Annotated in this window: 31 protein-coding genes; 10 read left to right on the forward strand and 21 right to left on the reverse strand. The window is 68.7% G+C overall.

The window, feature by feature from the left end:
• Positions 1-113 precede the first annotated feature (113 nt).
• The 3 genes from ABIN76_RS01055 to ABIN76_RS01065 form a co-directional block, all read right to left on the reverse strand.
• Positions 114-503, reverse strand: coding sequence for a hypothetical protein (locus ABIN76_RS01055; protein ID WP_346957862.1), 390 nt, complete (start codon positions 501-503; stop codon positions 114-116).
• A gap of 66 nt (positions 504-569) precedes the next feature.
• Positions 570-944: a J domain-containing protein gene (locus ABIN76_RS01060; RefSeq protein WP_346957863.1), complete on the reverse strand. Its 375-nt coding sequence runs from the start codon at positions 942-944 to the stop codon at positions 570-572.
• Between the two features lie 122 nt (positions 945-1066).
• On the reverse strand, positions 1067-1492 hold the full coding sequence (locus ABIN76_RS01065; RefSeq protein WP_346958035.1) for an Hsp20 family protein: 426 nt from the start codon (positions 1490-1492) through the stop codon (positions 1067-1069).
• Between the two features lie 148 nt (positions 1493-1640).
• Here ABIN76_RS01065 and ABIN76_RS01070 point away from each other — a divergent pair, with 148 nt between their 5' ends.
• Positions 1641-1928, forward strand: a complete 288-nt coding sequence (locus ABIN76_RS01070; protein WP_346957864.1) for a MerR family transcriptional regulator — start codon at positions 1641-1643, stop codon at positions 1926-1928.
• A 29-nt stretch (positions 1929-1957) separates the two neighbouring features.
• Here ABIN76_RS01070 and ABIN76_RS01075 read toward each other — a convergent pair whose 3' ends face one another.
• Positions 1958-2737, reverse strand: a complete 780-nt coding sequence (locus ABIN76_RS01075) for a phosphatase PAP2 family protein (protein ID WP_346957865.1) — start codon at positions 2735-2737, stop codon at positions 1958-1960.
• A gap of 123 nt (positions 2738-2860) precedes the next feature.
• Between ABIN76_RS01075 and ABIN76_RS01080 the strand changes: the two genes are divergently transcribed.
• Together ABIN76_RS01080 and ABIN76_RS01085 are read left to right on the forward strand one after the other, a co-directional pair.
• Positions 2861-3958, forward strand: coding sequence for a DNA alkylation repair protein (locus ABIN76_RS01080; protein ID WP_346957866.1), 1098 nt, complete (start codon positions 2861-2863; stop codon positions 3956-3958).
• 117 nt (positions 3959-4075) lie between these two features.
• Complete coding sequence (locus ABIN76_RS01085) at positions 4076-4285, forward strand: hypothetical protein (RefSeq protein WP_346957867.1); 210 nt, start codon at positions 4076-4078, stop codon at positions 4283-4285.
• 111 nt (positions 4286-4396) lie between these two features.
• Here ABIN76_RS01085 and manD read toward each other — a convergent pair whose 3' ends face one another.
• From manD to ABIN76_RS01120, 7 genes are all read right to left on the reverse strand, one after another.
• Positions 4397-5626: a D-mannonate dehydratase ManD gene (manD, locus tag ABIN76_RS01090; protein ID WP_346957868.1), complete on the reverse strand. Its 1230-nt coding sequence runs from the start codon at positions 5624-5626 to the stop codon at positions 4397-4399.
• Between the two features lie 71 nt (positions 5627-5697).
• Positions 5698-6690 carry a sugar kinase gene (locus ABIN76_RS01095; RefSeq protein WP_346957869.1) on the reverse strand — a complete coding sequence of 331 codons (993 nt, stop codon included), beginning with the start codon at positions 6688-6690 and terminating at the stop codon, positions 5698-5700.
• Complete coding sequence (locus ABIN76_RS01100; protein WP_346957870.1) at positions 6687-7361, reverse strand: bifunctional 4-hydroxy-2-oxoglutarate aldolase/2-dehydro-3-deoxy-phosphogluconate aldolase; 675 nt, start codon at positions 7359-7361, stop codon at positions 6687-6689. Before ABIN76_RS01100 ends, ABIN76_RS01095 begins: the two co-directional genes overlap by 4 nt.
• Positions 7362-7366: 5 nt before the next feature.
• Positions 7367-8515, reverse strand: coding sequence for a galactonate dehydratase (dgoD, locus tag ABIN76_RS01105; RefSeq protein WP_346957871.1), 1149 nt, complete (start codon positions 8513-8515; stop codon positions 7367-7369).
• A gap of 7 nt (positions 8516-8522) precedes the next feature.
• Positions 8523-9413 carry a carbohydrate ABC transporter permease gene (locus ABIN76_RS01110; RefSeq protein ID WP_346957872.1) on the reverse strand — a complete coding sequence of 297 codons (891 nt, stop codon included), beginning with the start codon at positions 9411-9413 and terminating at the stop codon, positions 8523-8525.
• A complete protein-coding gene (locus ABIN76_RS01115) occupies positions 9410-10375 on the reverse strand; it encodes a sugar ABC transporter permease (protein WP_346957873.1) in 966 nt (321 codons plus the stop codon). Before ABIN76_RS01115 ends, ABIN76_RS01110 begins: the two co-directional genes overlap by 4 nt.
• Before the next feature lie 128 nt (positions 10376-10503).
• On the reverse strand, positions 10504-11793 hold the full coding sequence (locus ABIN76_RS01120; protein ID WP_346957874.1) for a sugar ABC transporter substrate-binding protein: 1290 nt from the start codon (positions 11791-11793) through the stop codon (positions 10504-10506).
• A 133-nt stretch (positions 11794-11926) separates the two neighbouring features.
• Here ABIN76_RS01120 and ABIN76_RS01125 point away from each other — a divergent pair, with 133 nt between their 5' ends.
• The gene (locus ABIN76_RS01125) at positions 11927-12655 is read left to right on the forward strand and encodes an FCD domain-containing protein (RefSeq protein WP_346957875.1); all 729 of its coding nucleotides are present in this window, start codon (positions 11927-11929) and stop codon (positions 12653-12655) included.
• Here ABIN76_RS01125 and ABIN76_RS01130 read toward each other — a convergent pair.
• Both ABIN76_RS01130 and ABIN76_RS01135 read right to left on the reverse strand, forming a co-directional pair.
• Complete coding sequence (locus ABIN76_RS01130; protein ID WP_346957876.1) at positions 12652-13683, reverse strand: aldo/keto reductase; 1032 nt, start codon at positions 13681-13683, stop codon at positions 12652-12654. The two genes, ABIN76_RS01125 and ABIN76_RS01130, sit on opposite strands and share 4 nt — an antisense overlap.
• An 11-nt stretch (positions 13684-13694) precedes the next feature.
• A complete protein-coding gene (locus tag ABIN76_RS01135; protein ID WP_346957877.1) occupies positions 13695-14567 on the reverse strand; it encodes an NAD(P)-dependent oxidoreductase in 873 nt (290 codons plus the stop codon).
• A gap of 148 nt (positions 14568-14715) precedes the next feature.
• On the opposite strand from ABIN76_RS01135, the gene ABIN76_RS01140 reads away from it, so the two are divergent.
• The 4 genes from ABIN76_RS01140 to ABIN76_RS01155 all read left to right on the forward strand — a co-directional run bounded on the left by ABIN76_RS01140 (position 14716) and on the right by ABIN76_RS01155 (position 17013).
• The gene (locus ABIN76_RS01140) at positions 14716-15180 is read left to right on the forward strand and encodes a universal stress protein (RefSeq protein WP_346957878.1); all 465 of its coding nucleotides are present in this window, start codon (positions 14716-14718) and stop codon (positions 15178-15180) included.
• A complete protein-coding gene (locus ABIN76_RS01145; protein WP_346957879.1) occupies positions 15177-15962 on the forward strand; it encodes a hypothetical protein in 786 nt (261 codons plus the stop codon). Before ABIN76_RS01140 ends, ABIN76_RS01145 begins: the two co-directional genes overlap by 4 nt.
• A complete protein-coding gene (locus ABIN76_RS01150; protein ID WP_346957880.1) occupies positions 15959-16636 on the forward strand; it encodes a hypothetical protein in 678 nt (225 codons plus the stop codon). Before ABIN76_RS01145 ends, ABIN76_RS01150 begins: the two co-directional genes overlap by 4 nt.
• A gap of 116 nt (positions 16637-16752) precedes the next feature.
• The gene (locus tag ABIN76_RS01155) at positions 16753-17013 is read left to right on the forward strand and encodes a DUF6480 family protein (protein ID WP_346957881.1); all 261 of its coding nucleotides are present in this window, start codon (positions 16753-16755) and stop codon (positions 17011-17013) included.
• 223 nt (positions 17014-17236) lie between these two features.
• Here ABIN76_RS01155 and ABIN76_RS01160 read toward each other — a convergent pair whose 3' ends face one another.
• The 3 genes from ABIN76_RS01160 to mgtA form a co-directional block, all read right to left on the reverse strand.
• A complete protein-coding gene (locus tag ABIN76_RS01160) occupies positions 17237-17650 on the reverse strand; it encodes a DUF302 domain-containing protein (RefSeq protein ID WP_346957882.1) in 414 nt (137 codons plus the stop codon).
• A 3-nt stretch (positions 17651-17653) separates the two neighbouring features.
• Positions 17654-19006, reverse strand: a complete 1353-nt coding sequence (locus tag ABIN76_RS01165) for a phosphoribosyltransferase (RefSeq protein WP_346957883.1) — start codon at positions 19004-19006, stop codon at positions 17654-17656.
• 99 nt (positions 19007-19105) lie between these two features.
• Positions 19106-21853 carry a magnesium-translocating P-type ATPase gene (gene mgtA / locus ABIN76_RS01170; RefSeq protein ID WP_346957884.1) on the reverse strand — a complete coding sequence of 916 codons (2748 nt, stop codon included), beginning with the start codon at positions 21851-21853 and terminating at the stop codon, positions 19106-19108.
• A 309-nt stretch (positions 21854-22162) separates the two neighbouring features.
• Here mgtA and ABIN76_RS01175 point away from each other — a divergent pair, with 309 nt between their 5' ends.
• Positions 22163-22897 (forward strand): GAF and ANTAR domain-containing protein, encoded by a 735-nt coding sequence (locus tag ABIN76_RS01175; RefSeq protein WP_346957885.1) that lies wholly within the window; start codon positions 22163-22165, stop codon positions 22895-22897.
• Positions 22898-22899: 2 nt separating this feature from the next.
• Here ABIN76_RS01175 and ABIN76_RS01180 read toward each other — a convergent pair whose 3' ends face one another.
• The 3 genes from ABIN76_RS01180 to ABIN76_RS01190 all read right to left on the reverse strand — a co-directional run bounded on the left by ABIN76_RS01180 (position 22900) and on the right by ABIN76_RS01190 (position 24816).
• The gene (locus ABIN76_RS01180; RefSeq protein ID WP_346957886.1) at positions 22900-23583 is read right to left on the reverse strand and encodes an alpha/beta hydrolase; all 684 of its coding nucleotides are present in this window, start codon (positions 23581-23583) and stop codon (positions 22900-22902) included.
• A complete protein-coding gene (locus ABIN76_RS01185) occupies positions 23580-24380 on the reverse strand; it encodes an alpha/beta hydrolase (RefSeq protein WP_346957887.1) in 801 nt (266 codons plus the stop codon). Before ABIN76_RS01185 ends, ABIN76_RS01180 begins: the two co-directional genes overlap by 4 nt.
• A gap of 88 nt (positions 24381-24468) precedes the next feature.
• Entirely contained in the window at positions 24469-24816 is a 348-nt protein-coding gene (locus ABIN76_RS01190; protein ID WP_346957888.1) for a cytoplasmic protein, read from the reverse strand.
• Positions 24817-24951: 135 nt separating this feature from the next.
• On the opposite strand from ABIN76_RS01190, the gene ABIN76_RS01195 reads away from it, so the two are divergent.
• Positions 24952-25188, forward strand: a complete 237-nt coding sequence (locus tag ABIN76_RS01195) for a hypothetical protein (RefSeq protein ID WP_346957889.1) — start codon at positions 24952-24954, stop codon at positions 25186-25188.
• A gap of 18 nt (positions 25189-25206) precedes the next feature.
• Here ABIN76_RS01195 and ABIN76_RS01200 read toward each other — a convergent pair whose 3' ends face one another.
• Together ABIN76_RS01200 and ABIN76_RS01205 are read right to left on the reverse strand one after the other, a co-directional pair.
• Entirely contained in the window at positions 25207-25620 is a 414-nt protein-coding gene (locus ABIN76_RS01200; RefSeq protein WP_346957890.1) for a VOC family protein, read from the reverse strand.
• Positions 25621-25777: 157 nt separating this feature from the next.
• A complete protein-coding gene (locus ABIN76_RS01205) occupies positions 25778-26344 on the reverse strand; it encodes a type 1 glutamine amidotransferase domain-containing protein (protein WP_346957891.1) in 567 nt (188 codons plus the stop codon).
• Positions 26345-26357: the final 13 nt, after the last annotated feature.

Raw genomic sequence — 26357 nt, forward strand, 5'->3', positions numbered from 1 at the left:
ATGCAGTTGCGCTGGTGGTTGATTGATTTTAGGCCCCGGTGGGGGCCCGCGCCATAACCGGCGCGGCCATCCACCCGCCGGGGCGCCCCCGCCCGGCCCAAGTCAGTAGCTGCTCAGTAGCTGCCGGCCTCCGGCCCGAAGAGGAACTCCTTCGCGTGTGCGACGGCTTTCTTGAACGCGTCGTTCCGCAGGCTTAGCAGCTGTTCCGCGTCGTCTGCCGCGGGTTCCAAGTAGCCGGTGAACCCTGGTCGGAGTACCCAGATGTCCCCAGCGGGCGGCAAATAGAACACCCCGAACGAGCGGTGCTGGCGGTCCTCGGCGGCCCAGATGGGCACCACCGCCAGGGCCGCACCGGTGTCCACGTTGATCCATTGCGCACGTGGCATGGGCAGTTCATGGGCCTCCGGGTCCAGGAACGGTGCCGTGCCCTCGCCCCAGCGCTCCTCAAACCGTTCGTGGAAGGCCGGAATGAGGTGCGAGTCGTAACGCCGCCATGCGCTCATGGCTGTACTCCTTTTTCTTGTGTTCCTGCCTGTTGTGCGGCGCCGGCACAGCGTCCGGTTCCCGCGTTACTCCGGACCCCGCTCCCACCGCACCGGGGTCACGCGCAGCACCGGCTGCCGGCCTCGGTGGTGCCGCACCGGTATGTCCCGGCCGACGGCGGAAGTGCCGGCGGCGGTGCCCCCGGCGTCTGCCGGCCCGGCCTGCCGAGCCGCGGAACCGGCGGCGTCGTAGGCGGCCCGTGCGTCCGGATTCCGCAGCACCGCAAATGACTCGAGGATGCGGCGCACCTCCTCCCCGCCGTCGGCCCCCGCACCGGCGGACGCTTCGACGTCGGGATGGCGGCGGCGCATCAGTGCGCGGAAGGAGCGCTGGATCTCGGCCGGGGTCGCATCCGGCGCGACGTGCAACGCGGCATAGAAGCCGCGCGGGTCGCGGTTCATCGGCTCACCTCCTGGCTGGCCGGGCGGGGTTCGGGCTGATCCGCCGGGGATCAGCCGGCCGCAGGTTGCGGCCGGGCTGTTCCCCGCACCGTCAGCGGTCCGGAGCCTCCGCCGCGGCGCTGTTACTTCCCGATTTCCTGCATCTTGTCCTGCGTGTGCGTGATTTCAATCTTCCGCGGCTTGGCCTGCTCCAACACCGGAATCCGGAGCGTCAGGACGCCGTCGGCGTAGCTCGCCTTGACCTTGTCGGTGTCCAGCGTGTCGCCCAGGATCAGTTGGCGGCTGAAGACCCCGCGCGGCCGTTCCGAGGCGATCAACTCAACGTTGGGCTGCGCCGGTTCGCGCCGTTCGGCCCTGACGGTCAGGACGTTGCGTTCGATGTCGAGATCAACCGAGTCGACATTGACGCCGGGAAGGTCGAACGCGACGACGAATTCGCCCTCCTCCTGCCACGCATCCATCGGCATGGCGGCGGGCCGCGCCGCCGTTCCGAAGACTTGCTGGGTCAGCCGGTCCAATTCACGGAACGGGTCCGTACGCATCAACATCATTTCCCACTCCTTCATACAAGAGGCTTGAAATTTCCTGCCTATCCAGCCACCCATTATCTGTGGTGATGGATATAGATTTTTTATAGCACCAGTGCCAAACTGATGCAACAGGAAATTCTTGGACCAAACGATAAGGACGTGAGCCATGGCGGAACGTGAAGCCGACGTCGGGGTTTACGCCATCTCCGTGGTGGCTCAGCTGGTTGGGACCGGACCGCAAAGCATCCGGCTGTACGAGCGCAGGGGCCTCCTGACGCCGGACCGCACGGCGGGCGGAACGCGGCAGTACAGCGAGACGGATTTGGTGGTGCTGCGCCGGATCAGTGAGCTGCTGGACGAAGGCCTGAACCTCGCCGGCGTCGCCAAGGTGCTGGAACTGGAAGCGGCTAATGCCAAGCTCCGTGCGGAGCTTAAACGACGCGGGGCGCGCTGACCGGCAGCGCGCCCCGTATCCGCCGGCGCTTACTCCGCGCCGGTCTCCTGCTTGGAAAGCTCACCGGTGATCCGCTCCCCGGGGATCCTGGCGGTCCGCCAGGTGTCCAGCAGGATCACGGCGCCCAGAATCACGAACGAGATGGACAGCGAGGCGAGGGCGTCGGTGGTCCAGTGGTAGCCCAGGTAAAGCCGGCTGAGCGCGGCGAAGAAGATCCCGATGCCGGCCACGGTGAAGCCCGCGACGGCGGCTTTCGGGTTCTTGCGGCGGGAGAAGACCAGGAACGTGGTGATCAGCAGGAAGTCACAGGCGCCCAGCACGTGGCCTGACGGGAACGAGAAGGTGGAGTCCGCCCCGAAGAGCATGAGGTCCACCGGCGGGCGCTGCCGGCCGACGGACCGGCCGATGATCTGGGCCAGGATGACTCCGGTCAGCATGCCACCGGCCAGCACCATCGGCCGCCAGGCGTGCTTGGCCAGCAGCCCCCAGGCCACCGTGAACACCAGGATGATGATCGGCAGGCCGATGGGGCCGAAGACAATGGCCAGGATGATCATGATGGTCGTGGCCGGCTCCCCGCGCAGCGCCACCAGCCCGGAGCGCACCGGCTCGTCAACGGCGGTGATACCGCCGTGCTGCAGCACGCTGACCAGGATAGTGGTGAACGCCACGACGCCGACGACCATAAGAACGACGGCGATACGGTACAGATTCCGCCGCGCATCCACGCTCATGTAGCGCTCCTCCACCACGAACTTGTCGTGGAAGACCTGCCACCAGCCGGATTTTCCGGTTTTCTGCTCTGCCATTCCCGTAGCCGCCTCTGCGCCGTGTGTGGACATTCCCAACGTGAAGAATATCCCGGTTCCGGCGCCGCGGGCGCGTCGGACCGGCAGCCGGTCCCGCGCCGCGCCCGCCGGTAGCCTGAAGCCATGGGTGTCATGAATGAACTGATCAACCCCGGGGTGGTCGGCTCGCTGGAACGGATCCTTGCCGCCGCTTCCCCCGGCCGCCGCTTCCCGCACCTGGCCGGCACGGCCGGACAGCTGGACGGACTGGGCCTGCGCGGACGCACCGACCTGCTCAGCGCCGCCATGCTTACTGACCTTCCCGGCGACTACCCCGCTGCGGCGGCGGTCTTCCGCCGGGCGCTGAAGGACCCGGACTTCACCGGTTGGATGATCTGGCCGGTCAGCGAGTCGGCCGCCACCCTCGCCCTTGCCCGGAGGGTTCCCGGCGACTTCGAGGACTGCCTGTCGCTGCTCGCCGAGCTGACTCCTCGGCTCACGGGAGAGTTCGCCATCCGGCGGCTCCTGGCCGCGGACCTGGACCGGGCCCTGGCGGTCATCCAGCGCTGGACCACCCACCCGGACTGGCAGGTCCGCCGGCTCGCCAGCGAGGGCACCCGGGCGTACCTGCCGTGGGCAATCCGTGTTCCCGGGCTCACGGCCCGGCCGGCGGCAACCCTGCCGATCCTCGACGCCCTGTACCGCGACCCGGTCGAGGACGTCCGGCGATCGGTGGCCAACCACCTGAACGACCTGGCCCGGCATGCCCCCGACCAAGTGGTCGCCACCGCAGCGCGCTGGCTGGCGGAGCCGGACGCGAACACCGCCAGGGTGGTCCGGCACGGCCTGCGGACCTTGGTCAAGAATGCCCATCCCGGCGCGCTGGAGCTGCTCGGGTTCGCGCCGGCGTCGCTCGCCGTGACGGCTCCCCGGCTCGACCGCACCGTCGTTGAACTGCCGGGGGACCTGGGCTTCGATTTCGACGTCGCCAATACCGGCCCGGCGGAGGCCCGCATCGCCGTCGACTACGTGGTGCACTACGCCAAAGCCAACGGCGTCCTCGCGGACAAAGTGTTCAAGCTCGGCATAGCCGTCCTCGGGCCGGGTGAATCCAGGACATTTTCAAAGCGCCATGCCTTCCGCCAGATGACCACCCGGGTCCACCACCCCGGCGATCACGCGCTGCAGCCGCAGGTCAACGGGGTGCGTTATCCGGCGGCCGGTTTCACGGTGCTGACTTAAGGTACGGAAGCTGCAGGCGGCGCACCCGCGTGGTGATTTGACTCACATTTAAATCAGACGTTATCCTCGCTTCAGCCGTCGGACGCCGCGGCAACCACTTCCAGGAAAGACAGTGCGATGACGACAGCAAGCGAATGCATCGAGATCCAGGTCGACAACCGCCAACTCTTGGACGACCGGCTCAACGACGCCGTCCAGGGGCTGCAGCGGCTCGCCATGCTCACCGGCACCCACGGCATCCTGCTGACCCGGCACAAGCCGGGGCACTACACGGCGGCACTTTCGGACCAGGTCCCCTTCGGGATGACCCGGGAAGTCGTCCGCTAGGCCGAGGGCGCGGCAGGCCGGGGACGACGCGCCCCGGCCGCTTACCAGACCAGGTCCCGGGCGGCTGAGCTGCGAATCGCCGCCCGGGACCTTTTTGGCATCAGCGGCGGCTCACCAGTCGTGGACGGTGCCGTCGACGAGGCGGTTGTAGGGCAGGTAAGCCTGCTGGTACGGGTAGGCCGCGGCAGCCTCCTCGTTGAATTCAACGCCGATGCCGGGCGTCTCCCCCGGGTGCAGGTAGCCGTCCACGAACGTCATGGACTGTTCGAAGACCTCGTTGGTTGCATCCGAGTGCTGCATGTACTCCTGGATCCCGTAGTTGTGGATGGCCAGGCCCACGTGCAGCTGCGCGGCAAACCCGACCGGGGAGATGTCCGTGGGGCCGTGGAAGCCGGACTTGATCTGGTACTGCGCGGCGAAGTCCATCACCTTTTTCAGCGGCGAGATCCCGCCAAAGTGCGTGGACGCGGCCCGGACATAGTCGATCAGCTGTTCCTTGATAATCGTCTGGTAGTCGTACACGGTGTTGAAGATTTCACCGATGGCCAGCGGTGTGGTGGTGTGCTGCCGGACCAGGCGCAGCGCCTCCTGGTTCTCCGCCGGGGTGCAGTCCTCCAGCCAGAACAGGTCGTAGGGTTCCAGCGCCTTGCCCAGCTTCGCGGCCTGGATCGGCGTCATCCGGTGGTGTCCGTCGTGCAGCAGCGGGATTTCCGGGCCGAACTCGTTCCGGACCGCTTCGAACACCGTCGGCAGGTGCCGCAGGTAGGCGCGGGTGTCCCAGTCCTCTTCCTGCGGGAACGCGCCGCGGCCGGCCGGTTCGTAGTCGTACCGCTCCCCCGAGGCCTGCGCCTGTGCCGCGACCCCGTACACGGCCTTGATGCCGGGCACGGCGGTCTGGATCCGGATCGACTTGTAGCCGAGCTCCAGGTGCTCCCGGACCGAGTCGAACAGCGATTCCAGGTCAGAGCCGGAGGCGTGGCCGTACGCGCGCAGGCCGTTCCGGGACGCCCCGCCCAGCAACTGGTAGACCGGCATGCCGGCCAGCTTGCCCTTGATATCCCAGAGCGCCATATCCACCGCGGCAATCGCGGCCATCGTGACCGGACCGCGGCGCCAGTACGAGGACCGGTAGAGGAACTGCCAGGTGTCCTCGATCCGGTGCGGGTCCTTGCCGATCAGCAACTGCGCGACGTGTTCCTTCAAGTACGCCGCGACGGCCAGTTCGCGGCCGTTGAGGGTCGCATCGCCGATCCCGGTCACCCCGTCCTCGGTGGTGATCCGCAGCGTCACGAAATTGCGGGAGGGGCTGGTGACAAAAACTTCGGCGGCAATGATTTTCACGGTCTGATCCAGGCTTTCGGTGTCGGTCGGGAGGATGTCCGGGGATAGGGTCCGGGAGGTGCAGGGGTGTCTCAGCGCTGGGTGCTTCCGTCCGGGGCGGCGCCCAGCAGCGCCAGTTCCGCGGCGCTGGGCAGGCCGTCGCAGTCGCCGGCGGTGCTGACCGCGAAGGCCCCGGCGAGGGTCCCGCGCTTGAGCCGGGCGGCGACGTCGCCGCCGTCGAGCAGGGCTGAGAGATAGCCGGCGGTGAAGGCGTCTCCGGCGCCCACGGTGTCGATGCTGGTCACCGGGACGGCGGGGGCTTCCCAGCGGCCGCCTGCGGTGTGGACCCCGGCGCCGGCGGCACCGCGCTTGACCACAACTTCCCGGATGCCGCGGTCCAGCAGCTCGGCGGCCATGGCCAGTTCGGCGGCCTCACGGTCGCCGGGGCTGCCGCCCAACGCGCCGCTGCCGAAGGCTCCGCCGTCCGCGACGAGTCCGAGTTCGTCGTCGGAGGCCACCAGGACACTGGCGTGCCGGGCGAGCGGGGTAAGGACGGCGCGGGCCTCGTCGCGGGACCACAGTTTGCTGCGGTAGTTGACGTCGAGCGAAACCACCAGGCCTTCGGCGGCACCGCGGGCGGCCGCGTACTCGACCGCACGCCGGGCCTCCGGGCCGAGGGCAGCGGTGATGCCGGTCAGGTGCAGGACACGGGGACCGGCCGCGAAGGCCCGGTCCACGTCCTCGCGGCTGATCGTGGAGCCGGCGGAACCGGCACGGTAATAGTAGGCCCGGCTGATGTCCGCGGTGCGCCGCTCGAGGAACATCACCCCGGTGGACCGGGTGGCATCCACCCGGTGCTGCACCGCAATGCCCTCGCTGCGCAGCTGCCGCAGGATGAATTCACCGTGCGGGTCCGCGCCGATGACGCCGGCCCAGGCGACGCTGTGGCCCAGCCGGGCGACGCCGACGGCGACGTTGGACTCCGCCCCGGCCACGTGCATGCCCAGGCTGCCGCCGGCGGACAGCGGCCCCGCCGACCGCAGCGAGACCATCGATTCACCCAGGGTGAGCAGGTCGACGGTCACCGCGCGGACTCCGCCGCCGTCCGGCGGCCATAACCGGATGCGAGGCCGACGAAGGCGCGGGCCCGCTCGCGCACCGGGGCAAGGTTCCCGCCCGAGCCGGCGTCGCCGAACAGCGGTCCGCCGAGTCCGACGGCGATCGCCCCGGCGTCCCAGTACCCGGCGGCCTCGTCCAGCCCGACGCCGCCCACGGCGATGAAGGGGATGCCGGGGAAGGGGTCGCGGAGCGCCTTCAGGTAGCGCGGGCCGCCGATGGAGGCGGGGAAAAGCTTCACCGCGGTGGCGCCGCGGTTCATCGCCTCATAGGCCTCGCTGGGGGTCAGTGCCCCGGCGAGGACGGGGATCCCCAGGCGGGCGGACTCATCGATGGAGGTGGCCAGTAAGGGTGTCACCATGAACTGGCCGCCGGCGTCGGCGACCTCGTCGACATCCGCGGCGGTGAGGACGGTGCCGGCCCCGACAAAGCAGCCGGCGGGTGCCGCGGCGCGAACCGAGCGGATGGCCGCCAGTGCGTCCGGCGTGGTGAGGGCGATTTCGACGTAGCGGAAACCTTCCTCCATGGCCGCGAGGGCGGCCCGGGCGGCGGCCCCGCCGTCGGTGCCGCGCACGATCGCCACCAGGCGGGTCTCGCGGATGCCGGCCAGCAGGTCTCCGGGGGTCAGGGAGGAGGTCATATCGTTCACCATTCTGCGAAGGCGCCGTCGGGGTGGCGCCAGACCGGTCCGCGCCAGGCGTGGCCGCGCTTGTCCGCGGCACGGACTACGGCCTCGTCGATCTCGAGGCCCAGGCCCGGGCCGGTCAGCCGTTCGATGTGGCCGTCCACGAACTTCAGCGGGGACTTGTCCACCACATAGTCCAGGACTTCGGCGCCCTGGTTGTAGTGGATGCCGATGCTTTGTTCCTGGATCAGGAAGTTGGGCGTGGCGAAGCCCACCTGCAGGCAGGCTGCGAGCGCCAGCGGACCCAGCGGGCAGTGCGGGGCCAGCTGGACCTCGTAGATTTCGGCGAGCGAGGCGATCTTGCGGACCTCGGTGATGCCGCCGGCGTGTGAGAGGTCGGGCTGGGCCACGGCGATGCCGGCCTGCAGCGCGGGCAGGAATTCCTGCCGGCTGTAGAGCCGTTCACCGGTGGAGACCGGCGTCGTGGTGGAGGAGGTGAACTCCCGGAGCAGGTGGGTGTTTTCCGGAACCACGGGTTCTTCGAGGAAGAACGGCCGGTACGGTTCCAGCAGCGGCGCCACCCGCCGGGCGTTGGCCAGGCTGAAGCGGCCGTGGAAGTCGACGGCGACGTCGCGGTGGTCGCCGAGCACCTCGCGGGCGGCGGCGACCCGGCGGACGACGCCGTCGAGTTCCGCCACCGAGGCGACGGGGCTCATCCGGCCGCTGGCGTTCATCTTCACCGCGGTGAGTCCGACCTCCAGCTGCGCGCTGATCTGGTCAGCCACCTCGTTGGGTTCGTCCCCGCCCACCCAGCCGTACATCCGGATCCGGTCCCGGACGTGGCCGCCCAGGAGCTGGTGCACAGGGGTGTTGAAGTGCTTGCCCGCGATGTCCCACAGGGCCTGGTCCAGGCCGGAGACGGCGCTGGCGAGGATGGGCCCGCCGCGGTAGAAGGAGCCCTTGGTCATGACCTGCCAGTGGTCCTCAATCCGGAGTGCGTCGTTGCCGATCAGCAGCTCGGAGAGCTGGTCGACGGCGGTGCGCACCGTCTCGCTGCGGCCCTCGCAGCTGGCCTCGCCCCAGCCGACAATCCCGCTGTCGGTTTCGATCCGGACGAAGAGCCAGCGCGGCGCGACGAGGAAGGTTTCAATCCTGCTGATGCGTGTCATCTGCTGCCTAGCCCTTGGTCGCGCCGGCGGTCAGGCCGGACACGATGTACTTCTGCGTGAAGAGCGCAATGATCATGATCGGGATGGTGACCACGGTCGCGGCCGCCATCAGCCCGCCCCAGTCGATGCTGGCATAGGAGACGAAGTCGAAGATCGCCACCGGCAGCGTCTTGGTCTTGGAGCCGGAGAGCACCAGGGCGAACATGAAGTTGTTCCACGAGAAGATGAAGGACAGGATCCCGGCGGTGGCGATGCCGGAGACGGACAGCGGCAGCGTGATGCGGCGGAACGCGCCGATCGGGGTGAGGCCGTCCACCTGGGCCGATTCCTCCAGCTCCAGCGGCAGCGAGTCGAAGTAGCTCATCATGATGTAGACGATCAACGGCAGCGCGACGAACATGTGGCTGAGGATCAGCACCTCGAAGCCGCCCACCATCTTCAGGTTGGAGAAGACGTAGTACCAGGGCACCAGCAGGGAGACACCAGGGATGACGCGGGCCATCAGGACCACCAGGGCCGAGCGGTGCATGGTGAAGCGGCTCATCGCGTAGGCCGCGGGGACGCCGAGGACCAGCGACAGGGCGGTGGAGACGAACGCCACCCAGAAGCTGTTGAAGATGAAGATGAAGTAGTTGTTCCGCTGCAGCACGTTGGCGTAGTTCTCGCCGGTGGGGGTGAAGAGGAACGACTTGGCCGTGTCGTAGATGTCCACGTTGGTCTTGAAGGAGGCCAGCAGCATCCAGAACAGCGGGGCGATCAGGAACAGCACCACCGCGACCAGCGCGACGACCCGGAAGACCTTGTAGGCGCGGGTGGCCAGCGGCTTGCGGCGGCGCGGGGCCGTCGCCGTCGCCGCGGCGGCGGTCTGGGAGGGGGTGTTTTGGGTCTGGACGGTCATTTGCTTACCGCTTTCTTGCGCATGGTCAGCAGCCACATGGTGCCGATGATGATCATGAAGAACAGGATCAGCACCGCGGAGGAGAGCCCGTACTGGTTGTAGTCGAAGCTCAGGCCGTAGGCGTAAACATTGAGGGTCTCCACCTCGTGGAAGGAGCCGCCACCCTTGCCCTTGGTGGCGTAAAGGATGTCGAAGGTCTTCAGGGCGTCGATGCCACGCAGCAGGATGGCGACGATCACGGTCGGCATCATGAGCGGCAGGGTGATGAAGAAGAAGCGCTGGAACGCGTTGGCGCCGTCCATCCGGGCGGCCTCGTCGGGCTCTTCGGAGAGCGAGGTCAGGCCGGCGAGCAGGATCAGCACGACCATCGGGGTCCACTGCCAGACGTCGATGAAGATGGTGGTGCCCAGCGCGGTGTCCTGTCCGGCCAGCCACGGCTGCGCCGGGATGCCGACCATGCTGAGCAACTGGTTGACGAAGCCGATGTTGGGGTCGAAGATCAGCCGCCACATCATGCCGACGGCCACGGGGGTGGCGACGAGCGGCAGCAGGATGGCGACCCGCACCCACTTTTCGCCGCGGAAGGGGCGCCACAACAGCAGCGCGATGCCCATGCCCAGAACAACCTCGCAGACCAGGGCGACACCGGTGAACGACATGGTGCGGCCGACGGCGGGCCAGAAGCGGTCGACGTCGGAGAGCACCGTCAGGTAGTTCTCCAGGCCGACGAATTCGGAGGCGGCGCGGACCGAGCCCTGCGAGTCGGTGAGGCTCAGGTACAGGGTCCAGGCCAGCGGGAAGACGATCAGGACGCCCACGAAGATCATGGCCGGCGCGGCGAAGAGCCACTTGCGGTGCCGGTTGGCCCAGGCGGAGAAGTTTTGCCGCGGGCCGGGCGTGCGGGCCGCGGCGCGGCCGCCGGCGCGGGTGGTGTCGCCGCGGGAGGTGTTCAGTACAGACATGGTTCACCTAAGGAGTTGGGGGTGAAGTGAAGAGCGTGGCCCGGCGGGACGGCGGCTGGGCAGCCGTCCCGCCGGGCTTGATGCGTCAAACAGTGCGCGTGTAGCAGTGGGCGCCGGGCGCCGGGGCGCTACTTCTTTTCGCTGTCGAGGAACTTCTGGAAGTCCTCGTTGGCCGCGTCGGCCGCAGCCGAGGCGTCGGCTCCGGTGATCGAGGCCACGATCGGGGCGCCGACGATTTCGCGGGCCTTGCCCACCGTGATGACCTCGGGCCGGTCGTGGCCCACACCGTTCTTGGCGCTCGTGGCGATGGCCTCGGCCAGGTCCTTCGGGTAGGTGGAGGTTCCGGCCGGGTCAGCCCAGACCGAGGCGCGGGGACCGGGGACGCCGGCCTTCTGCGCCGCGAGGGTGCGTTCCTTGCTGGTGGCCCACTGGATGAACTTCCACGCGTTGTCCTGGTTGCCGGAGGCCTGGTTGATGGCGAGGCCCCAGGACGGGATGTTGTACGGCTTGGAACCGGCCGGACCGGCAGGCAGTGCGGCGAAGCCGACCTTGTCCGCGACCTTGGACTTGGCCGGATCGGTGGCGTTCTTGTAGAGCGAATCGGCCTCGGTGTAGAAGGCCGCCTTGCCCTGGGTGAAGATGGCCATCGCTTCGGGCCAGCTCATGTCGGTGCTGACGTTCTTGGGGCCGTAGTTCTTGATCAGGCCGCCGTAGAAGGAGTAGGCCTTCTTGGCCTCCTCGCTGCCGACGGTGGACTTGCCGTTTCCGTCGGTGAAGTCGCCGCCGAAGCTGTAGAGGAAGCTGGAGAACTGGGTGACGGCGGCGGACTTGGCGGTGCGTGCCACGAAGCCGGCAGTGTCGGGGTTGGCTGCGGCGATCTTCTTCGCGGCGGCCTGGAGCTCGTCCATGGTCTTGGGAACCTCGACGCCGGCGGCCTGCAGCAGGTCCTTGCGGTAGTAAAGGACTTCGCGTTCGGTGATGATCGGCACGCCGACGACCTTGCCGTCGACGGTGCTGGCCTTGACAGGGCCCTCCTGGTAGTCCTTCCAGTCCCAGTTCGCGTCGCCGGAGACCTTGCTGGTCAGGTCGGCGAGGTAGCCGTTCTTGGCGAACGCCTTGCCCTCCTGGAGGGGGCGGTACATCATGACGTCGATTTCATCGCTGCCGGCGTTGAGCTTGACGTTGTACTGGTCCGACAGCTGGTCCTCGCCGAGCTGGGTGAGTTCGACCTTGAGGCCGGTGGACTTTTCGAACTCCGGAATGGCTGCCTTGATGCCCTCGGTCCACACGTGGTTGGCCAGCGTGACCCGGACCGTGCCGCCGGCCTTGGCATCGCCACCACCGCCGCCGCAGGCGGTCAGCCCGAGCGACAGCGCCGCGGCAACGGCCGCGTACTTCACAATTGAACGTCGCTTCATTACGACTCCCTTGTCTTCAGGGCCGGATCAGTTCCAGCCATCCGCGGATGCATCTTTACATCTGCTCTGGAGCGATCTTAGAGAAATAAAGCAGACTTAAACAACCCCTTGCGTCCACCCGTATGATTTATTCATGCAAACCCCAAAGGCGGAGTCTTCAGCTGACCTGCACTCCGTGCTCGTCCAGACGCTGGGGCTCGCCATTGCCGAGGGGAGCCTGGCGCCGCACTCGATCCTGCGGCTGGATGAGCTAGAGGCGCAGCACGGCGTGTCGCGTTCCGTCGTGCGCGAAGCCACCCGGGTGCTCTCCTCCATGGGCATGCTGGCATCACGGCGCCGGCTGGGGACCGTGGTGCAACCCGAGGAATCGTGGAACCTCTACGATCCGCAGGTGATCCGCTGGCGGCTGGCGTCGTCCCGGCGGGTGGACCAGCTGCGCGCCCTGAACGAACTCCGCGGCGCGATCGAGCCGCAGGCCGCCCGGCTCGCCGCCGAGCGGGCCTCATGGGACACCGGCAGCGATCTCGTCGCCCAGGCCGCACGGCTCTGGGCCGCCGGCCAGCGGGGCAACCAGGACGAGTTCCTGCGGCTGGACATCGAGTTCCATGCCGCCGTGCTGCAGGCCTCCGGCAACCCGATGTTTTCCCAGCTGCACAACCTGGTCGCCGAGGTCCTCACCGGCCGCACCGAGCACGGCCTGATGCCGCACCTGCCGCAGCACGAGGCGCTGCAGCTGCACGTGGACGTGGCCAGCGCCATCCAGCGCGGCGAGACGGACGCCGCCCACGCGTCCATGCGCCGGATCGTGGAGCAGTCCACCGAGGAAATCGGCGACATCTGGTCCAGCCACCAGGGCTTTTAGCGGCCGCCGGCGATCTTCCGGCTCCGCTGCTCCTGGGCCATCGGGCCGTAGGGGTAGACCCCGACGCGCGGACGGCTCACCTCGCTCAGCCGGCTCAGCTCCGCCCCGGTCAGCGCCAGGTCCGCGGCGGCGAGGTTGTCGGCCAGTTGCTCCGGGCTGCGGACCCCCAGGATCACCGAGGTCACCGCCGGCTGCTCCGCCAGCCAGGCCAGGGCCACCTGGGCATCGCTCGCCCCGTGCCGGCCGGCGATCTCATGCACCGCGTCGACGATCTCCCACGTGCGCGGGTCCGCGTTCCTGGCCTCCCAGGCCTCCATGCCGCGCTCGGGATTCTCGCCCAGCCGGGTGGCTCCGGTGGGCGGCTGGTCCCGGGTGTATTTGCCGGAGAGCCAGCCGCCGCCCAGCGGCGACCAAGGCAGCAGGCCGATGCCGGCGTCGAGCGATGCCGGAACGATCTCCGACTCGATCTCGCGGACCAGCAGGCTGTACTGCGGCTGCAGCGTCACCGGTGCGCTCCAGCCGTGGGCCCTGGCCAGGTGGACGGCCTTGGTCAGCTGCCAGCCCAGGAAGTTGGAGAAGCCGTAGTACGCGATTTTCCCGCTGCTGACGGCGTCGTGCAGGAAGCGCAGGGACTCTTCCAGGGGCGTGATGGGGTCCCAGGCATGCAGCTGGTAGAGGTCGATCTGCTCCACCCCGAGGCGCCGGAGCGAATCGTCCAGCGCGCGGTTCAGGTGCCGGCGGGAGGTGCCGACGTCGTTCGGGGACTGTCCCATCGGGAAGCGGCCCTTGGTGGCGAGCACCACCCGGTCCCGGGCCTCTGCCCGCGCGGCCAGCCAGCGGCCGATGATTTCCTCGGAAACCCCGGAGCTGTAGACATCGGCGGTGTCGATGAAGTTGCCGCCGGCGTCGAGGTAGCCGTCCAGGATCGCGTGGGACTGTTCCTCGGTGGCCTCGGCGCCGAAGGTCATGGTGCCCAGGGCATAGTTGGAGACGACGGCGCCGCTGGCGCCCAGGGTGCGGTATTCCATGGAACTCCCGTTCAGTCTTCGGTGGGCGTGGTGCGCAGCGAGTGGTAGTTCCGCCAGCTGTGTTCCGGGGCGTAGCCCAGCAGCCGTTTGGCCTTGTCGATCGAGAGCATCGTCTCGTGCTCGCCGAGGTCCTTGACCACCCTGACGTTCGGGAACACCTCGGCGGCCAGTTCGCTGCTGGGACGGCTCATCACGGTGTCCTCGTTGGCGATGATGAAGGCCTCGAAGCCCGGTTTGCCGTGCTCCAGCGCGCGTGCCACAGCCTGGGCGCCGTCGCGGCCGTCAATGTAGCCCCAGAGGTTCCACTTCCGCAGCCGGGCATCGGCGTCGAACGACGGGAACTCCTCGTAGTCCTCCGGGTCCATCACGTTGGAGAACCGCAGCCCGGTGATGCTCAGCGTGGGGTCCCAGCGGGTCAGCTGGATCGCCATCTGCTCTTCGAGGTGCTTGACCAGCGAATAGGTGCTTTCCGGGCGGGCCGGATATTCCTCGTCCACCGGGATGTAGGGAGGGTCGACGTCGAACGGCAGTCCCAGCACCGTCTCGCTGGAGGCGTAGACGATCTTTTTAATGCCGGCGCGGCGCGCGGCCTGGAACACGTTGTAGGTCGACTGCATGTTGTTCTCGAAGGTTGCGGCGTCCGGGGCGAGACCGGGGGCCGGGATGGCCGCCAGGTGCACAATCGCGTCGAAGCCCTCATGCCGGTCATCCAGGCCGAGGATGACGTCGACCACCTGCCCGTAGTTCCGCAGATCCACCCGGGTGAATCCGTGCTCGCGCTCGCCGGCCTGGTCCAGGTTGGTGACCTGGTGGCCGTCGTCGGTAAGCCTGCGGACCACGTTCCTGCCGAGCTTTCCGCTTCCTCCGGTAACTGCAATTCTCATCAGGCTCTCCTCGGTGCTGGGGGCGGCTGCCGTCCCCCCACCCTAGAACGGACCGCGCCCGGGTGCACCCCCGCGCCCGCCGGGGCCGCGCCGGCGCGGTGACCTTTGGCCCTAGGCACTGCCGGAAGGAGGGGGCAGGGTGGGGGCCATGAGCGGAGATCAGCGGATAGTCGTGGGCGTGGACGGCTCCGAGTTTTCAACGACGGCACTCCGGCTCGCCGGGCGGATGGCCACCAGCCTGAACGCCCCGCTGGAGGTGATCACGTGCCTTGGGACCTCGGATTTCTTCCTCGCGTCCCACCTGCCGGAGGAGCGCACCGCCTCCACCGGCGAACTTGAGGAGACCGCCAAACGCCTGGTGGAGCAGTCACTGGAGCGGGCTTTCGGTGATGCCCGCCCCGAACGGCTCACGCGGCAGGTCAAGTTCGGGCCGCCAGCCAAGGTGTTGGTGGACGAGAGCCGGGACGCGCAGCTGCTCGTCGTCGGACGGCGCGGCCAGGGCGGCTTCCTTGCCCAGGTGATGGGTTCGGTCAGCAGCGCCTGCGCGGCGCACGCCCACTGCCCGGTGCTGGTGGTCGGCCAGGAGGCCGGCGAAGGCAAGCCCGGCGAATGAGCGGGCGATCGGCGCAGGCCGCGGCGCGAATAAGCGGGCGAACGGCGCAGACCGCGGCCCGCCCGCCGTTTGCGGCCGGGCTGAAAGGGCCGCTCGCGGCGCTGGCTGCCGCCGCCGCGGCGGCAGGCTACGTCATCGCCGTCCGGCCGCGCCTGCTGCGCTGGGGCGCCACGACGCAGGAGGCCGCCGGTCCCCTGCCGGGCGACGAACTCGTGCCGACCCCGCGGCTGCAAAGCACCCGGGCCGTCAGCATCGCCGCCCCGCCGGCCGTTGTATGGCCGTGGCTCGTGCAGCTCGGGGCGGGCCGCGGCGGCATGTACAGCTACGACGCTTTGGAGAATGCCGCCGGTCTCGGCATGCACAGCGCCGACCGGATCCTGCCCGAATTCCAGCACCTCGCCGTCGGTGACACCATTCCGTTGTCCCCCGGCGGCGGCATCCCGGTCCGGCGGCTCGAGCCGCCGGCGGTGCTGGCGCTGGGCGGCACCATGGACCCCCGCACCGGGCGGATCACCGGCGCGGGCGACGGTGCGCGGGCGGCCGGGCCGCGGCTGGAAGTGGGCTGGACCTTTGTGCTGCAGCCGCTGGGTGCCCGCAGCACCCGGCTGCTGTCCCGGACCCGCTACGACTATGCACCGCTGCCGCTGGGCGTTGCGCTGCGCGTGGTGCTAGAACCGCTGCAGTTTCTGATGGAGCGCCGCATGTTGCTGGGCATCCGTTCCCGGGTGGAACGCCGGCACCCCCGCGGCAGGCGCCGCCACCGGCCGGGAGGCGCCCGGTGAAATCGGCACAGGCGAGCATCATCGCCGGCGTTGTCCTGATGGCGGTCGGACTGCTGTTGCTGCTGGACCTGCTCGGCATAGTCGGGAGCGCCGTCTACCTGCCGGCCCTGATCTTTGCGGCGGTCGGGGTGGTGTTCCTGTCCCTCTTCATCCGCGGCCGGGAGAACTGGTGGGCGGCGATCCCCGGCTCGGTGTTCCTCGGCCTGGCCGCGGTCATCACCGCCACGCAGTTTCTGGACGGAGGTGCGGGCGCAGCCTTCCTGTTCCTGTTTATGGCGGCCGGATTCGCCGCGGTCTACCTGCGTGAACGGGCCAACTGGTGGGCGTTGATCCCCGCCGGGGTGATGCTCACGCTGGCAGCCATTGTTGCGCTCCCGCAAGAGTTGCAGGGCACACCCGTCGCCGCTGTCCTGTTCCTGGGCCTGGCGGCCACCTTCGCGCTCATTTCGCTCGTCCCGGTCCGGACGGGCGGTCATCCGGTCCGGATGAAGTGGCCGCTGATCCCGGCCGCGGTCCTTGCCGTGCTGGGGGCAATCTTTGCGCTCCAGGCCACGGCGCTGCTCTTTGCTGCCGAGTTCGCTGTCCCCGCCGTCATGATCCTGGCCGGGATTGCGTTGCTGGTGTACGCCTACCGCGCCCGCCACGATGGGCAGCACAAGGCGCACGGCGCCTAGGAACTCCCATCTGCTGCCTCTGTCTCACGTTCATGGCCGGATCCGTGCCGGACGGCTAGGATAATCAGCATGCTTATTAAGCGTCCAGAGTTACCGAAACTAGGGAAGGCATCACCATGAGCACGTACCATCCGGAAAATGACCCGGCCAACCCGGATCCGCCCAAGCCCGGCGGCGGCTCCGCGCGTCCGCAGAGCGTGCCGGGTGCCACCCAGTGTGGCGATCAGGACTCCCAGCCTGCGGACCAGGGAGCTTCGCCCAATCCGGATCCGCTCAGCGGCAAAATTACCGGGCTGGAGCCCGGCGGTGGTGTCCCGCCGGGCGAGACGCCGCCGGCCGAGGGCCAGATGAGCCGCGATCAGGGGCACAGCGAGTAACACCCCCCGCCCCGAACGTTCCCGCCCAGTTGTTGGCGGCCGGGGCCCACGGGCGCCTCGGTTGCGGCGCGGGGCCGCGGCTGTCCGCGGCGCCGGAGCGGAAGAACTGGGCGGGAACGTTCCGGCGGTCCCAGGAACGCCGGACCGCACCGGACTAGCTAACAGTTGTGGCCGTTCTGGGCCCCGAAAACGCCAACAACTGTGGCCTGGATGGGCACCGGCCCTAGGAGTCTGCAGCCAACTGGGCCATGGCCGCGCGGAGCCGGGTGCCGGCGTCGTCCGCCACCTCGCGGACCGCCGGGCTGTCGCTGAGTTGCACCATGGTCTGCGGATCGATCGCGTGCACCGTCGTTTCGGCCGCACCCGGGCCGCGGCGGACCACCACGTTGCACGGCAGCAGGGCACCCATTTCCGGCTCGGCGGCAAGGGCGCGGCTCGCCAGATGCGGGTTGCAGGCGCCCAGGATCACGTAGTCGCCCAGAGCCTGCGCGGCGTCGTCTCCGAGTTTGGCCGCGAACGTGTCGCGGACGTTGATTTCGGAGAGGATGCCGAAACCCTGCTCCGCCAGGGCGGCGCGGGTCTTCTCGACGGCGTCTGCCCAGCCCAGCGGGACGACGGTGGTGTAGGTGTAGCTCATGGATCACTCCTGGCTTGTCGGTTCGGTCACGGTCAGCAGGTACTTGGCGAACCAGTCCCTGGCGAGGATGGCTGCCGCGGCCAGCGTACCGGGTTCCTCGAACAGGTGGGTCGCGCCCTGCACCACGGCCAGCTGGTTGGGGCACCGCATCATGGCTTTGGCCTTGCGGTTGAGCTCCAGCACCTCGTAGTCGAAACTGCCCACAATCAGCAGCGTGGGCGCGCGGACGGCGGAAAGCCGCGGTCCGGCCAGGTCGGGGCGTCCGCCGCGGGAAACGACGGCGGCGATCCGCGCGGAGGGTTCGGACGCGGACCACAGCGCAGCTCCTGCCCCGGTGCTTGCGCCGAAATACCCGATGGCGCAGGAAGCGGTGTCCTCGCGGGTGCCCAGCCAGTCCGTCGCCGAGGACAGCCTGCGCGCCAGCAGCTCGATGTCGAAAACGTTGGCGCGGTTGCGTTCCTCCGCCGGAGTCAACAGGTCCAGCAGCAGGGTGCCCAGGCCGGCGCGCTGGAGCACGCTGGCCACAAAGCGGTTGCGCGGGCTGTGCCGGCTGCTGCCGCTGCCGTGCGCGAAAACCACCACACCGCGGGCCGGCACGGGAAGGTGCAGCTGGCCCTGGAGCCGGACGCCCCGGGACGGGATTTCCACTTCTTCGTCGAATTCCACAGGCTCATCGGAACCATTCGCCGTCCCGGCAGCCGACCGGGGGGAATCCTGCAGCCGCCGGGCGGCGGCGTCGAGCAATTGGACCACCTCGTCGTCCTCGGTGGGCGAGAAATCACGGTAGTGGTAGCCGACGGCGGAGAAGTGCCGGGGCGTGGCCAGGCAGACCACCTCGTCGGGTTCGCTCAGACTGGCGAGGGTGTCGGCCGGCGCCACCGGCACAGCCAAGATCACGCGCGCGGCGCCAAGCTTCCGGGCGATCCGGCAGGCAACCCGGGCGGTGGACCCGGTGGCGATGCCGTCGTCGACGATCACCGCGATGCGGCCGGTCAGGTCCTGGCGGCCGCGGCCTTTCCGGAACCGCGCCACCCGGTCCTCGAGCACGGCCCGCTCGCGCTCCTCGACGGCCTGCAGCTCCCGCTCGCTGATCCGCGACTGAGCCAGCACGTGCTCTTCCAGCACCCTGGCCCCGCCCTCGCCGATCGCCCCCATGGCCAGTTCAGGCTGGTACGGCAGCCCCAGTTTCCGCACCACAATCACATCCAGCGGCGCGTCCAGGGCGGCGGCAACCTCGAACGCGACCGGGACGCCGCCGCGGGGAAGGCCGAGGACCACAATGTCCTGGCCGCGCAGGTCCGACAGGCGCCGCCCCAGTTGCCGCCCGGCGTCGACCCGGTCTTCAAAAATGCTCATTGTCTTGGCTTTCCAATCGGGCGCCGGCAGTCGGACTCGTCCTGTGATGCGCCCCCAAGCCGGGCATCGGACCAGGTGGCCCGCTTCCTTCACTATCCGTCAGGAGTTCCGGGGATGTGAGGGCCCTTGTACCCGGTTTCGTTTGCGCCGGACGGGCCTGCCCCGCCGGGGCGCCAGCGGGGACCGGCGGGCGTGCCGGGTGGCCGCCGCCGTGGTGCTGAAGCGCGCGGCGCGGCGGGCAACGTGGTGGTCCTTGCCCCGGCGCCGGACCCTGGGCAGCACGGGCGCGGCGGGCTGCTGGGCCGCCCGGGAGAAGAACCATTGCTTCGCCAGTTCCACCAGCACCAGGTACACCACGGTCATGCCCAGCAGGGCCAGGAAGAAGGGGACCGGCAGCGGGTCGAAGCCCAGCACTGCCGCGAGCGGGGACAGCGGAAGGTACACACCCAGGGCGACTACCCCCAGCGAGGCCCCCAGCAGTCCCAGGGACGGGCGGCTGCGCAGGAAGGGCACCCGGCGGGTCCGGATCGCAAAGATGATCAGCGTCTGCGTCGCGATCGACTCGATGAACCACCCGGCCCGGAACTCCCCCGGCACGGCGTCGAAGACAAACAGCATCAGGGCAAACGTCGCGAAGTCGAAGACCGAGCTGATCGGGCCGAAGAGGAACATAAAGCGCCGGATGAAGGCGATGTTCCAGTGGGCCGGTGCCAGCAGCTGCTCCTTGTCCACCCGGTCACCGGGGATGGCCAGCTGGCCGGTGTCGTACAGCAGGTTGTTGAGCAGGATTTGCCCCGGCAGCATCGGCAGGAAGCTCAGCACCACGGACGCCGTTGCGGCGCTGAACATGTTGCCGAAGTTGCTGGAGGTGCCCATCAGGACGTACTTGATGGTGTTGGCGAAGATCCGGCGGCCTTCCATGACACCGTCGGCCAGCACGCCCAGGTCCTTGTCCAGCAGCACGACGTCGGCGGCGTCCTTGGCGACGTCGGTGGCGCTGTCGACGGAGACGCCGATGTCGGCCTGGTGCAGCGCGAGCGCATCGTTGACGCCGTCGCCCATGAACCCGACCGCTCCGCCGCTCTGCCGCAGCAGCCGGATGATCCGGGCCTTCTGCTCCGGCGAGACGCGGGCGAAGATGCTGGCCTCGCGGGCGGCGGCGCTCAGTTCCGGGTCGGACATGGCCTCCGCCTCGGCGCCGGTGATGGTCCCGCCGGAGAGCACGCCGAGTTCGTCGCAGACCTTCTCGGCCACCTTGGCGTTGTCCCCGGTGGCGATCTTGACCGTGATGCCGAGTGCCTCCAGCCGGTCCAGGGACTCGCGCGCGTTGGCCTTGGGCCGGTCGAGAAAGACCAGAAACCCGGCCAGGACCAGGTCCTTCTCGTCGGCCGGCGCCATGTCCTCCATGCCGGCGGCGGCCCGGGTGGCCACCGCCACCACGCGGGAGCCGGCGTCGAACTGTTCATCCAGCAGGGCCTGCACGCTGGCCGGCGTGGCGCCGCACAGCGCCAGGACGTCCTCCGGCGAGCCCTTGGTGATGATCCGGGCGGGGCCGCCGGCGTCGCGGACCAGCACGCTGGTCCGCCGTCGCTGGTGGTCAAAATCGATCACGTCGAGCCGCTCGAAGCGCGACGGCTCGAACGCCGCGGCGCCCGGCGACTCCCAGAGCGCGGCGTCCAGCGGGTTCTGCCCGACGACGGAGCGCTTCGCCTCCGCGTAGTCCGCCTCGGTGGCGAGCAGCCCCAGGGTGAACAACTGATCCGCAGACAGGCCGGCGGCCACGGGAAGGGCGGCCGTGAAGCTGATCCGGCCCTCCGTGAGCGTGCCGGTCTTGTCCGTGACCAGGATGTCCATGTCGCCGAGGTCCTCGATGCAGACCAGCCGTTTGACCAGCACCTTGCGCTTGGCCAGCTGCCGGGTGCCCGTGGCCAGGCTGGTGCTGACGACGGCGGGCAGCAGCTGCGGGGTGATTCCGACGGCGATGGCCAGGGAGAAGAGCAGCGAATCGATGACCGGGCGCTGGAGCAGCAGGTTGGCGATGAAGATGAGCGAGGTCAGGACGACCGCCACCTGCAGCAGCAGGAAGGAGAAGCGCTTGAGACCGAGCTGGAATTCGGTCTGCGGCTGACGTTCGCCCAGGCCAAGGGCGATCCGGCCGAATTCCGCCCGGCCGCCGGTCGCCACCACCACCCCGGTGCAGCTGCCGGACTGGATCACGGTGCCCATGAACAGGCAGGACGTCAGGTCCCCCAGCGCCGCGCCGCCGGCCACGGGCGCGGGATCCTTGCCGACCGGCAGCGACTCCCCGGTCAGGATGCTTTCGTCGCAGAGCAGGTCCTTGACCGCCAGCAGGCGCAGGTCGGCCGGGACGATCGCGCCGAGTCCCAGCTGGACGACGTCGCCGGGCACCAGGGCGGTGACGTCCACCTCGCGGGCGGTCCCGTCGCGGAGCACGACGGCGGTGTGCGTGACGCGCGAATGCAGTGCCTCGGCCGCGCGTTCGGCCCGGAATTCGTTGCTGAACCCCAGGCCCACGCTGACGAGCAGGATCACGCCGATCACGATCGAGTTGGTGGCGTCCCCGAGGGAGAGCGAGAGCCCCGCGGTGACGAGCAGCAGGATCAGGATGGGGCTGCGGAACTGCCGGCCCAGCACGGACCAGCCGCTTGCCGCGTGCGTCCGGACCGCGTTCGGCCCCAGCACTGCGAGCCGTTCGCCGGCCGCCGCGTCAGCCAGGCCGCCGGGGCCCGAACCCAGCCGGCCGAGCACCGTGGCACCGTCGGCACGGGCGGCGTCGGCAATGGTCAGCGGCGGGGAGGCGGACTCCCGCGTTTCGAGCTGTGGCATACAGAATCCGTCCGATTACCTCGCGATACGGCTAACACTACGTCGGGAGCCGTGGCGAGTCATTGGGGGCTCGGCCTGCCGGCGCACGGTGCCGGTCCGCCGGCCGGAAAACCCGGCCGGCGGGCTGGCGAATCCCGCGGCAAAAGGCGGGCAAAGTCCTGTATATAATTTTTTTCGGTACGGTTTAGCAGAAGGCCGTTGGATAGTTCTTCGATCCGGCTTTGCTGCCGCTACCACCGCCATATTCCGTGCTGTGGAGCGCCGCCCCGCCGGGTCGATTCGACCCGAGCGAAACGGCATCAAGGAATAGTGGTAAGCGAGTCAACGGCAACATCGATCAACCAGCACCTGCAGCAGCTGGTGTTGAATAGCGCCGATGTGGAGGAATTCCTCGGCGAATTGGCCCGGGTTTCGGCGCGCATCCTTTCCGAACCGGGCGACGAAATCCTATGCGGGATCACCTTGCTCCGGCAGCGCAAGGCTGCCACCGTGGCCAGCAGCAGCCCGGCCGCGCAGGCCATGGACGAAATCCAGTACGGCTTCAACGACGGCCCCTGCGTGACGGCTTCCCGGGAACAGGAGACGGTGCACATTGCCGACCTGGACGATGACACGCGCTGGCCCCAGTGCGCTGCGCGGGTCCGCGAGCACGGTATGCGCTCTATTCTCGCCGTGCCGTTCCTGCTCGACGGCGAAACCCGTGCCGCGCTGAACCTCTATTCACACCGGCCACACCGCTTCGACGAACGTGCCCAGGAGCTGGCCAGTATTTTCGTAAGCCAGACGACCATGGCGCTCGGACTGGCCGTGCGTTTCGCCAATTTCAGCGACACGGCGGAGAACCTCAAGGCGACCCTGGAGACCCGCACCGCGATCGACGTCGCGGTGGGCATCATCATGGCGCAGAACCGTTGCAGCCAGGCGGAGGCCTTCGATCTGCTCAGGGCCGCCTCCAGCACCCGCAACGTCAAGCTGCACGCGGTCGCCTCCGCGATCGTGGACGGCCTGGGCCGGGGCCCGGCGCGGACCCACTTCGAGGACTAGCCTCACACCGCGGCCGGCGCGGCCGCTTCTTCCAGCACGGTGCGGATGGTGTCCTCGTCGGCGAGAATCCGGAAATGGCCGCCGGTATCCAGCTGGACGTTCCGCGCCCCGGGAAGCACGCTGCCCTCCGGGATGTGCGGATCGAACAGTCCGTAGACAGAGGTGATGCGTTCGTTGACGCTCTGCTCGCGGGACAACTGGACGGTCACCGCGTTGCGCGGCGACAACGCCCGCAGGCTCGGCAGCAGCATGTAGCTGGCGTACCGGGAACCCAGGAACGGGGAGCACACCGCCACCATCCGGGTGATGCGCCGCGTCTGGTCCAGCAACATCATGGTGTACTTGCCGATCAGCCCGCCCTTGCTGTGCGCCACAATCATCGTGTCCCTCAGGTCCCTCTCGTGGAGGTAGTCGGCGATCAGCGCCGCAGCGTCCGGCACGGCCAGCCGGTTGCGCTGCAGCACGGTCACCACATGCACGGGATGGCCCGCGGCGTGCATCTCCCGGATCAGCGGCAGCATAAAACGCCAGTCCTCGTAGATGCCGGGGATGACGACGACGGGCCGTCCGGTGCCGCTGAGGAACTCGTCCGGGCTGACCCGGGACACCGCACTGCGCAGCTGCCGGCCGGCGGCATAGGCATAGTCCCGGACCCACCAGCCGGCGATCTGCGCCAGCGTGCTCACGCGGTGAACCCTTGGGGCGCTTCGCTTTCGTCGGCTGCAATGCCGGCGAAGGCGAGGATGGAGGCGGCCACCTCGGCGGCGCGGTTGTGCTGGACCACGTGCCCGGTACCGTCGATCTCCAGGAACTGTGACCTGGCTCCCCGGTCCACGAGGCGCCGGCACCAGTCCGCCGGCGCAATGGGGTCGTTCGCGCCGCGCAGCACGAGGACCGGGGCATCCACGCCGCGGATCCGCTCCTCGAGGCGGTAGTCCATCATGATCCGCAGATTCTTCAGGTACCAGCTCAGCCCGCAGCGGAAATAGTCGGTCAGCACCAGGGCGTTGGAGGACGGGCTCTCGAAGAACAGGCAGTCGCGGCCCAAGGCCAGGGCCTGTTGCGCCAAGGTGCGCCGCTGGTCATTGACCACCGGGCCCATCAGCACCAGGTATGGAATCCGCGAGGGTTGCTGCCGTTGGGCTTCGACGGCGAACTGCACGCCCATCGAGTGCCCCACGGCGACGAACTCCAGGACTCCCAGCTGTTCCAGTGCGCCGAGGATGTAGGTAGCCTGTTCCGCAGCGGTGAGTGTGTGCTCCGGCGTGGGGGTGGCCCCGAATCCCGGCAGATCGATCGAGTAAGTGTCGACCGACTCGGACAACTGCCCGTGCAGCCGTTGCAGGTAGCGGTGCGAGACCCCGATCCCGTGGATCAGCACGACGGCCGGCGCCCCCACGGCCGCCCCGGCGGGCCGCCGGGAGGCAAAGACGTGGCCCAGGTGGCCTGCGGCCTCGACCTCAATGCGCGCGGGCCTGCTCATGGTGGATCTCGTTTCTGTCAACGCCTCTGGTCAGTACCTAGTAAGCATACTGACAGACGCTGGGTGCTGGCCGGGCAGGCTGGCGGTGCTAGCTTGGCGCGGGACCGAGAGGCTCGTCCCCGGCTTTCGGCTCCGGGGCAGGCTCCTTCAGCTCAACGAAGATGGTGTGCGTCTCGGTGTCGCCGGTGTTCTCACCCGAGTGGGACTGCGCGGGCAGCCAGCGCGCCAGCCCGGAGGGGAGTTCGACGTCGACCTCCCGGCCGTGGGACGAGAGCCGGCGGCGGAAACTGCTCAGAGTCACCATCACGCTGTCCGGGTGCGAATGGGCCACCGTCTTTTCCCCCGGGCGGTCCCTGTACTCAAGCACGCGAACGCGTTCGTTTTCGAAGAGCACCCGGTACAGCTCGGGGTTTGTCGCCACGGGATCCTGGTCCATGGCGTGACTCTAGACCCGGCCGGCGCGGGGCGCCAGAGCCCACCGACCGCGGCCTGTACTCGGGTGCGGCGCCCGCTGTAGCTTGGAGGAGACATCGCGGGTCGAAGTCCCCGCAGGCCAACATCGGAGGAATGCATGAGCAACAAGCCAATCGATCCCGAAGACATCGTCAGCGACGGGGTGGAAGAAGGCGCGAAGCCCGTCCCGCGCGAAGCTGGCGGCCCGGGAGAAGGGGCGGCGCCCCCGCCCGGCACATCGGAAGGTCACGCCCCCGGCGAGGGCGACGCGCAGAAGGTGCCCGGGCCCGCTGAAGAAGACGACGAAAAGACAGCCGACGACCGCGGCCTCACCACCGACACCACGCCGGACTGAGCCGCCGCCCCGGCGGCCTTAGCCGGCCGCCGGGGCGATGTTGACCAGCCAGTCCACCCCGAACTTGTCCTTGCACATGCCGAAGGTATCGCCCCACGGTGCCCGCTCCAACGGCACGGTCACAGTGCCGCCGTCGGACAGCTTGTCCCAATAGCCGCGGAGTTCAGCCTCGTCGGCTCCGCTGAGGGATACCGAAAAGTTGTTGCCGGGCGTGTAGTCCATGCTGTTGGGAGTGTCGGCCCCCATCAGCACCAGCCCCTTTTCACCGGTCAGCATGGCGTGCATGATCTTGTCCTGCTCGGCGGGGTCTTCACTGGCCTGGAACTCGGCGAAAGTGCTCATGTTCAGCTCTCCGCCGAACACGGACTGGTAGAAGGTCATGGCCTCCCTCGCGTTGTCGCGGAAGCCAAGGTAGGGGTTGAGCGTGGTCATATCCGGGACTCCTTGGTAGCGGGTGGCGGCGGGACTGACGAACGGCAACGCCCGAACCGGCGCAGCTTACAGGCATATCCTGCCCGAAAGCGGGCCCGCTTCATAGGGCTTTCCCGCCGCCAGGGCAGCTGACCCGGACGGCGGGCTGCGGCGGCCCCTACGCGGTCTGGCCGGCGTGCTCGCCCTCGGCGATCTCCTCCAGCAGCTTGTTGTTGAAGGCCGGCAGATCGTCCGGGTTCCGGCTGGTGACGAGGCCCTGATCGACCACCACTTCCTCGTCGGTCCAGTTGGCGCCCGCGTTTTTAAGGTCGGTCTCCAGCGTGTAGTAGGAGGTCAGGTTCCGCCCGTTCACCACGCCGGCGTCGATCAGCAGCCACGGGCCGTGGCAGATCGAGGCCACCGGCTTGTGCTGCTCAAAGAAGCCGCGGGCGAAGGCCTGGGCGTCCTTGTCCGCACGCAGGTGGTCCGCGTTCACGACGCCGCCGGGAATCACCAGCGCGTGGAAGTCGGAGGCGTTGGCCTGGTCGACGGTCAGGTCGACGTCGAACGTCTCGCCCTTGTCCGTCCCGTCATAGCCCTGCAGCTTTCCGCTCTTGGGCGCCACGAGGGTGGGTTCGCCGCCGGCGTCCTTGACCGCGTTCCACGGGCTGGTCAACTCAATCTGCTCGACGCCATCCGTCAGCAGAAACGCGACCTTCTTGCCTGCAATGTTGTGTTCCGACATGTGTCCTCCTCTG

The sequence above is a fragment of the uncultured Arthrobacter sp. genome (genome assembly GCF_964021775.1).
Taxonomy (GTDB): domain Bacteria; phylum Actinomycetota; class Actinomycetes; order Actinomycetales; family Micrococcaceae; genus Arthrobacter.

Excerpts from the sequence above, each read along its gene's own strand:
- ABIN76_RS01055 (WP_346957862.1), bottom strand. The coding sequence starts at position 503 with ATGAGCGCATGGCGGCGTTACGACTCGCACCTCATTCCGGCCTTCCAC.
- ABIN76_RS01060 (WP_346957863.1), bottom strand. The coding sequence starts at position 944 with ATGAACCGCGACCCGCGCGGCTTCTATGCCGCGTTGCACGTCGCGCCG.
- ABIN76_RS01065 (WP_346958035.1), bottom strand. The coding sequence starts at position 1,492 with ATGTTGATGCGTACGGACCCGTTCCGTGAATTGGACCGGCTGACCCAG.
- ABIN76_RS01070 (WP_346957864.1), top strand. The coding sequence starts at position 1,641 with ATGGCGGAACGTGAAGCCGACGTCGGGGTTTACGCCATCTCCGTGGTG.
- ABIN76_RS01075 (WP_346957865.1), bottom strand. The coding sequence starts at position 2,737 with ATGGCAGAGCAGAAAACCGGAAAATCCGGCTGGTGGCAGGTCTTCCAC.
- ABIN76_RS01080 (WP_346957866.1), top strand. The coding sequence starts at position 2,861 with ATGGGTGTCATGAATGAACTGATCAACCCCGGGGTGGTCGGCTCGCTG.
- ABIN76_RS01085 (WP_346957867.1), top strand. The coding sequence starts at position 4,076 with ATGACGACAGCAAGCGAATGCATCGAGATCCAGGTCGACAACCGCCAA.
- ABIN76_RS01100 (WP_346957870.1), bottom strand. The coding sequence starts at position 7,361 with ATGACCTCCTCCCTGACCCCCGGAGACCTGCTGGCCGGCATCCGCGAG.
- dgoD (WP_346957871.1), bottom strand. The coding sequence starts at position 8,515 with ATGACACGCATCAGCAGGATTGAAACCTTCCTCGTCGCGCCGCGCTGG.
- ABIN76_RS01110 (WP_346957872.1), bottom strand. The coding sequence starts at position 9,413 with ATGACCGTCCAGACCCAAAACACCCCCTCCCAGACCGCCGCCGCGGCG.
- ABIN76_RS01115 (WP_346957873.1), bottom strand. The coding sequence starts at position 10,375 with ATGTCTGTACTGAACACCTCCCGCGGCGACACCACCCGCGCCGGCGGC.
- ABIN76_RS01120 (WP_346957874.1), bottom strand. The coding sequence starts at position 11,793 with ATGAAGCGACGTTCAATTGTGAAGTACGCGGCCGTTGCCGCGGCGCTG.
- ABIN76_RS01125 (WP_346957875.1), top strand. The coding sequence starts at position 11,927 with ATGCAAACCCCAAAGGCGGAGTCTTCAGCTGACCTGCACTCCGTGCTC.
- ABIN76_RS01130 (WP_346957876.1), bottom strand. The coding sequence starts at position 13,683 with ATGGAATACCGCACCCTGGGCGCCAGCGGCGCCGTCGTCTCCAACTAT.
- ABIN76_RS01135 (WP_346957877.1), bottom strand. The coding sequence starts at position 14,567 with ATGAGAATTGCAGTTACCGGAGGAAGCGGAAAGCTCGGCAGGAACGTG.
- ABIN76_RS01140 (WP_346957878.1), top strand. The coding sequence starts at position 14,716 with ATGAGCGGAGATCAGCGGATAGTCGTGGGCGTGGACGGCTCCGAGTTT.
- ABIN76_RS01145 (WP_346957879.1), top strand. The coding sequence starts at position 15,177 with ATGAGCGGGCGATCGGCGCAGGCCGCGGCGCGAATAAGCGGGCGAACG.
- ABIN76_RS01155 (WP_346957881.1), top strand. The coding sequence starts at position 16,753 with ATGAGCACGTACCATCCGGAAAATGACCCGGCCAACCCGGATCCGCCC.
- ABIN76_RS01160 (WP_346957882.1), bottom strand. The coding sequence starts at position 17,650 with ATGAGCTACACCTACACCACCGTCGTCCCGCTGGGCTGGGCAGACGCC.
- ABIN76_RS01165 (WP_346957883.1), bottom strand. The coding sequence starts at position 19,006 with ATGAGCATTTTTGAAGACCGGGTCGACGCCGGGCGGCAACTGGGGCGG.
- mgtA (WP_346957884.1), bottom strand. The coding sequence starts at position 21,853 with ATGCCACAGCTCGAAACGCGGGAGTCCGCCTCCCCGCCGCTGACCATT.
- ABIN76_RS01185 (WP_346957887.1), bottom strand. The coding sequence starts at position 24,380 with ATGAGCAGGCCCGCGCGCATTGAGGTCGAGGCCGCAGGCCACCTGGGC.
- ABIN76_RS01190 (WP_346957888.1), bottom strand. The coding sequence starts at position 24,816 with ATGGACCAGGATCCCGTGGCGACAAACCCCGAGCTGTACCGGGTGCTC.
- ABIN76_RS01195 (WP_346957889.1), top strand. The coding sequence starts at position 24,952 with ATGAGCAACAAGCCAATCGATCCCGAAGACATCGTCAGCGACGGGGTG.
- ABIN76_RS01200 (WP_346957890.1), bottom strand. The coding sequence starts at position 25,620 with ATGACCACGCTCAACCCCTACCTTGGCTTCCGCGACAACGCGAGGGAG.
- ABIN76_RS01205 (WP_346957891.1), bottom strand. The coding sequence starts at position 26,344 with ATGTCGGAACACAACATTGCAGGCAAGAAGGTCGCGTTTCTGCTGACG.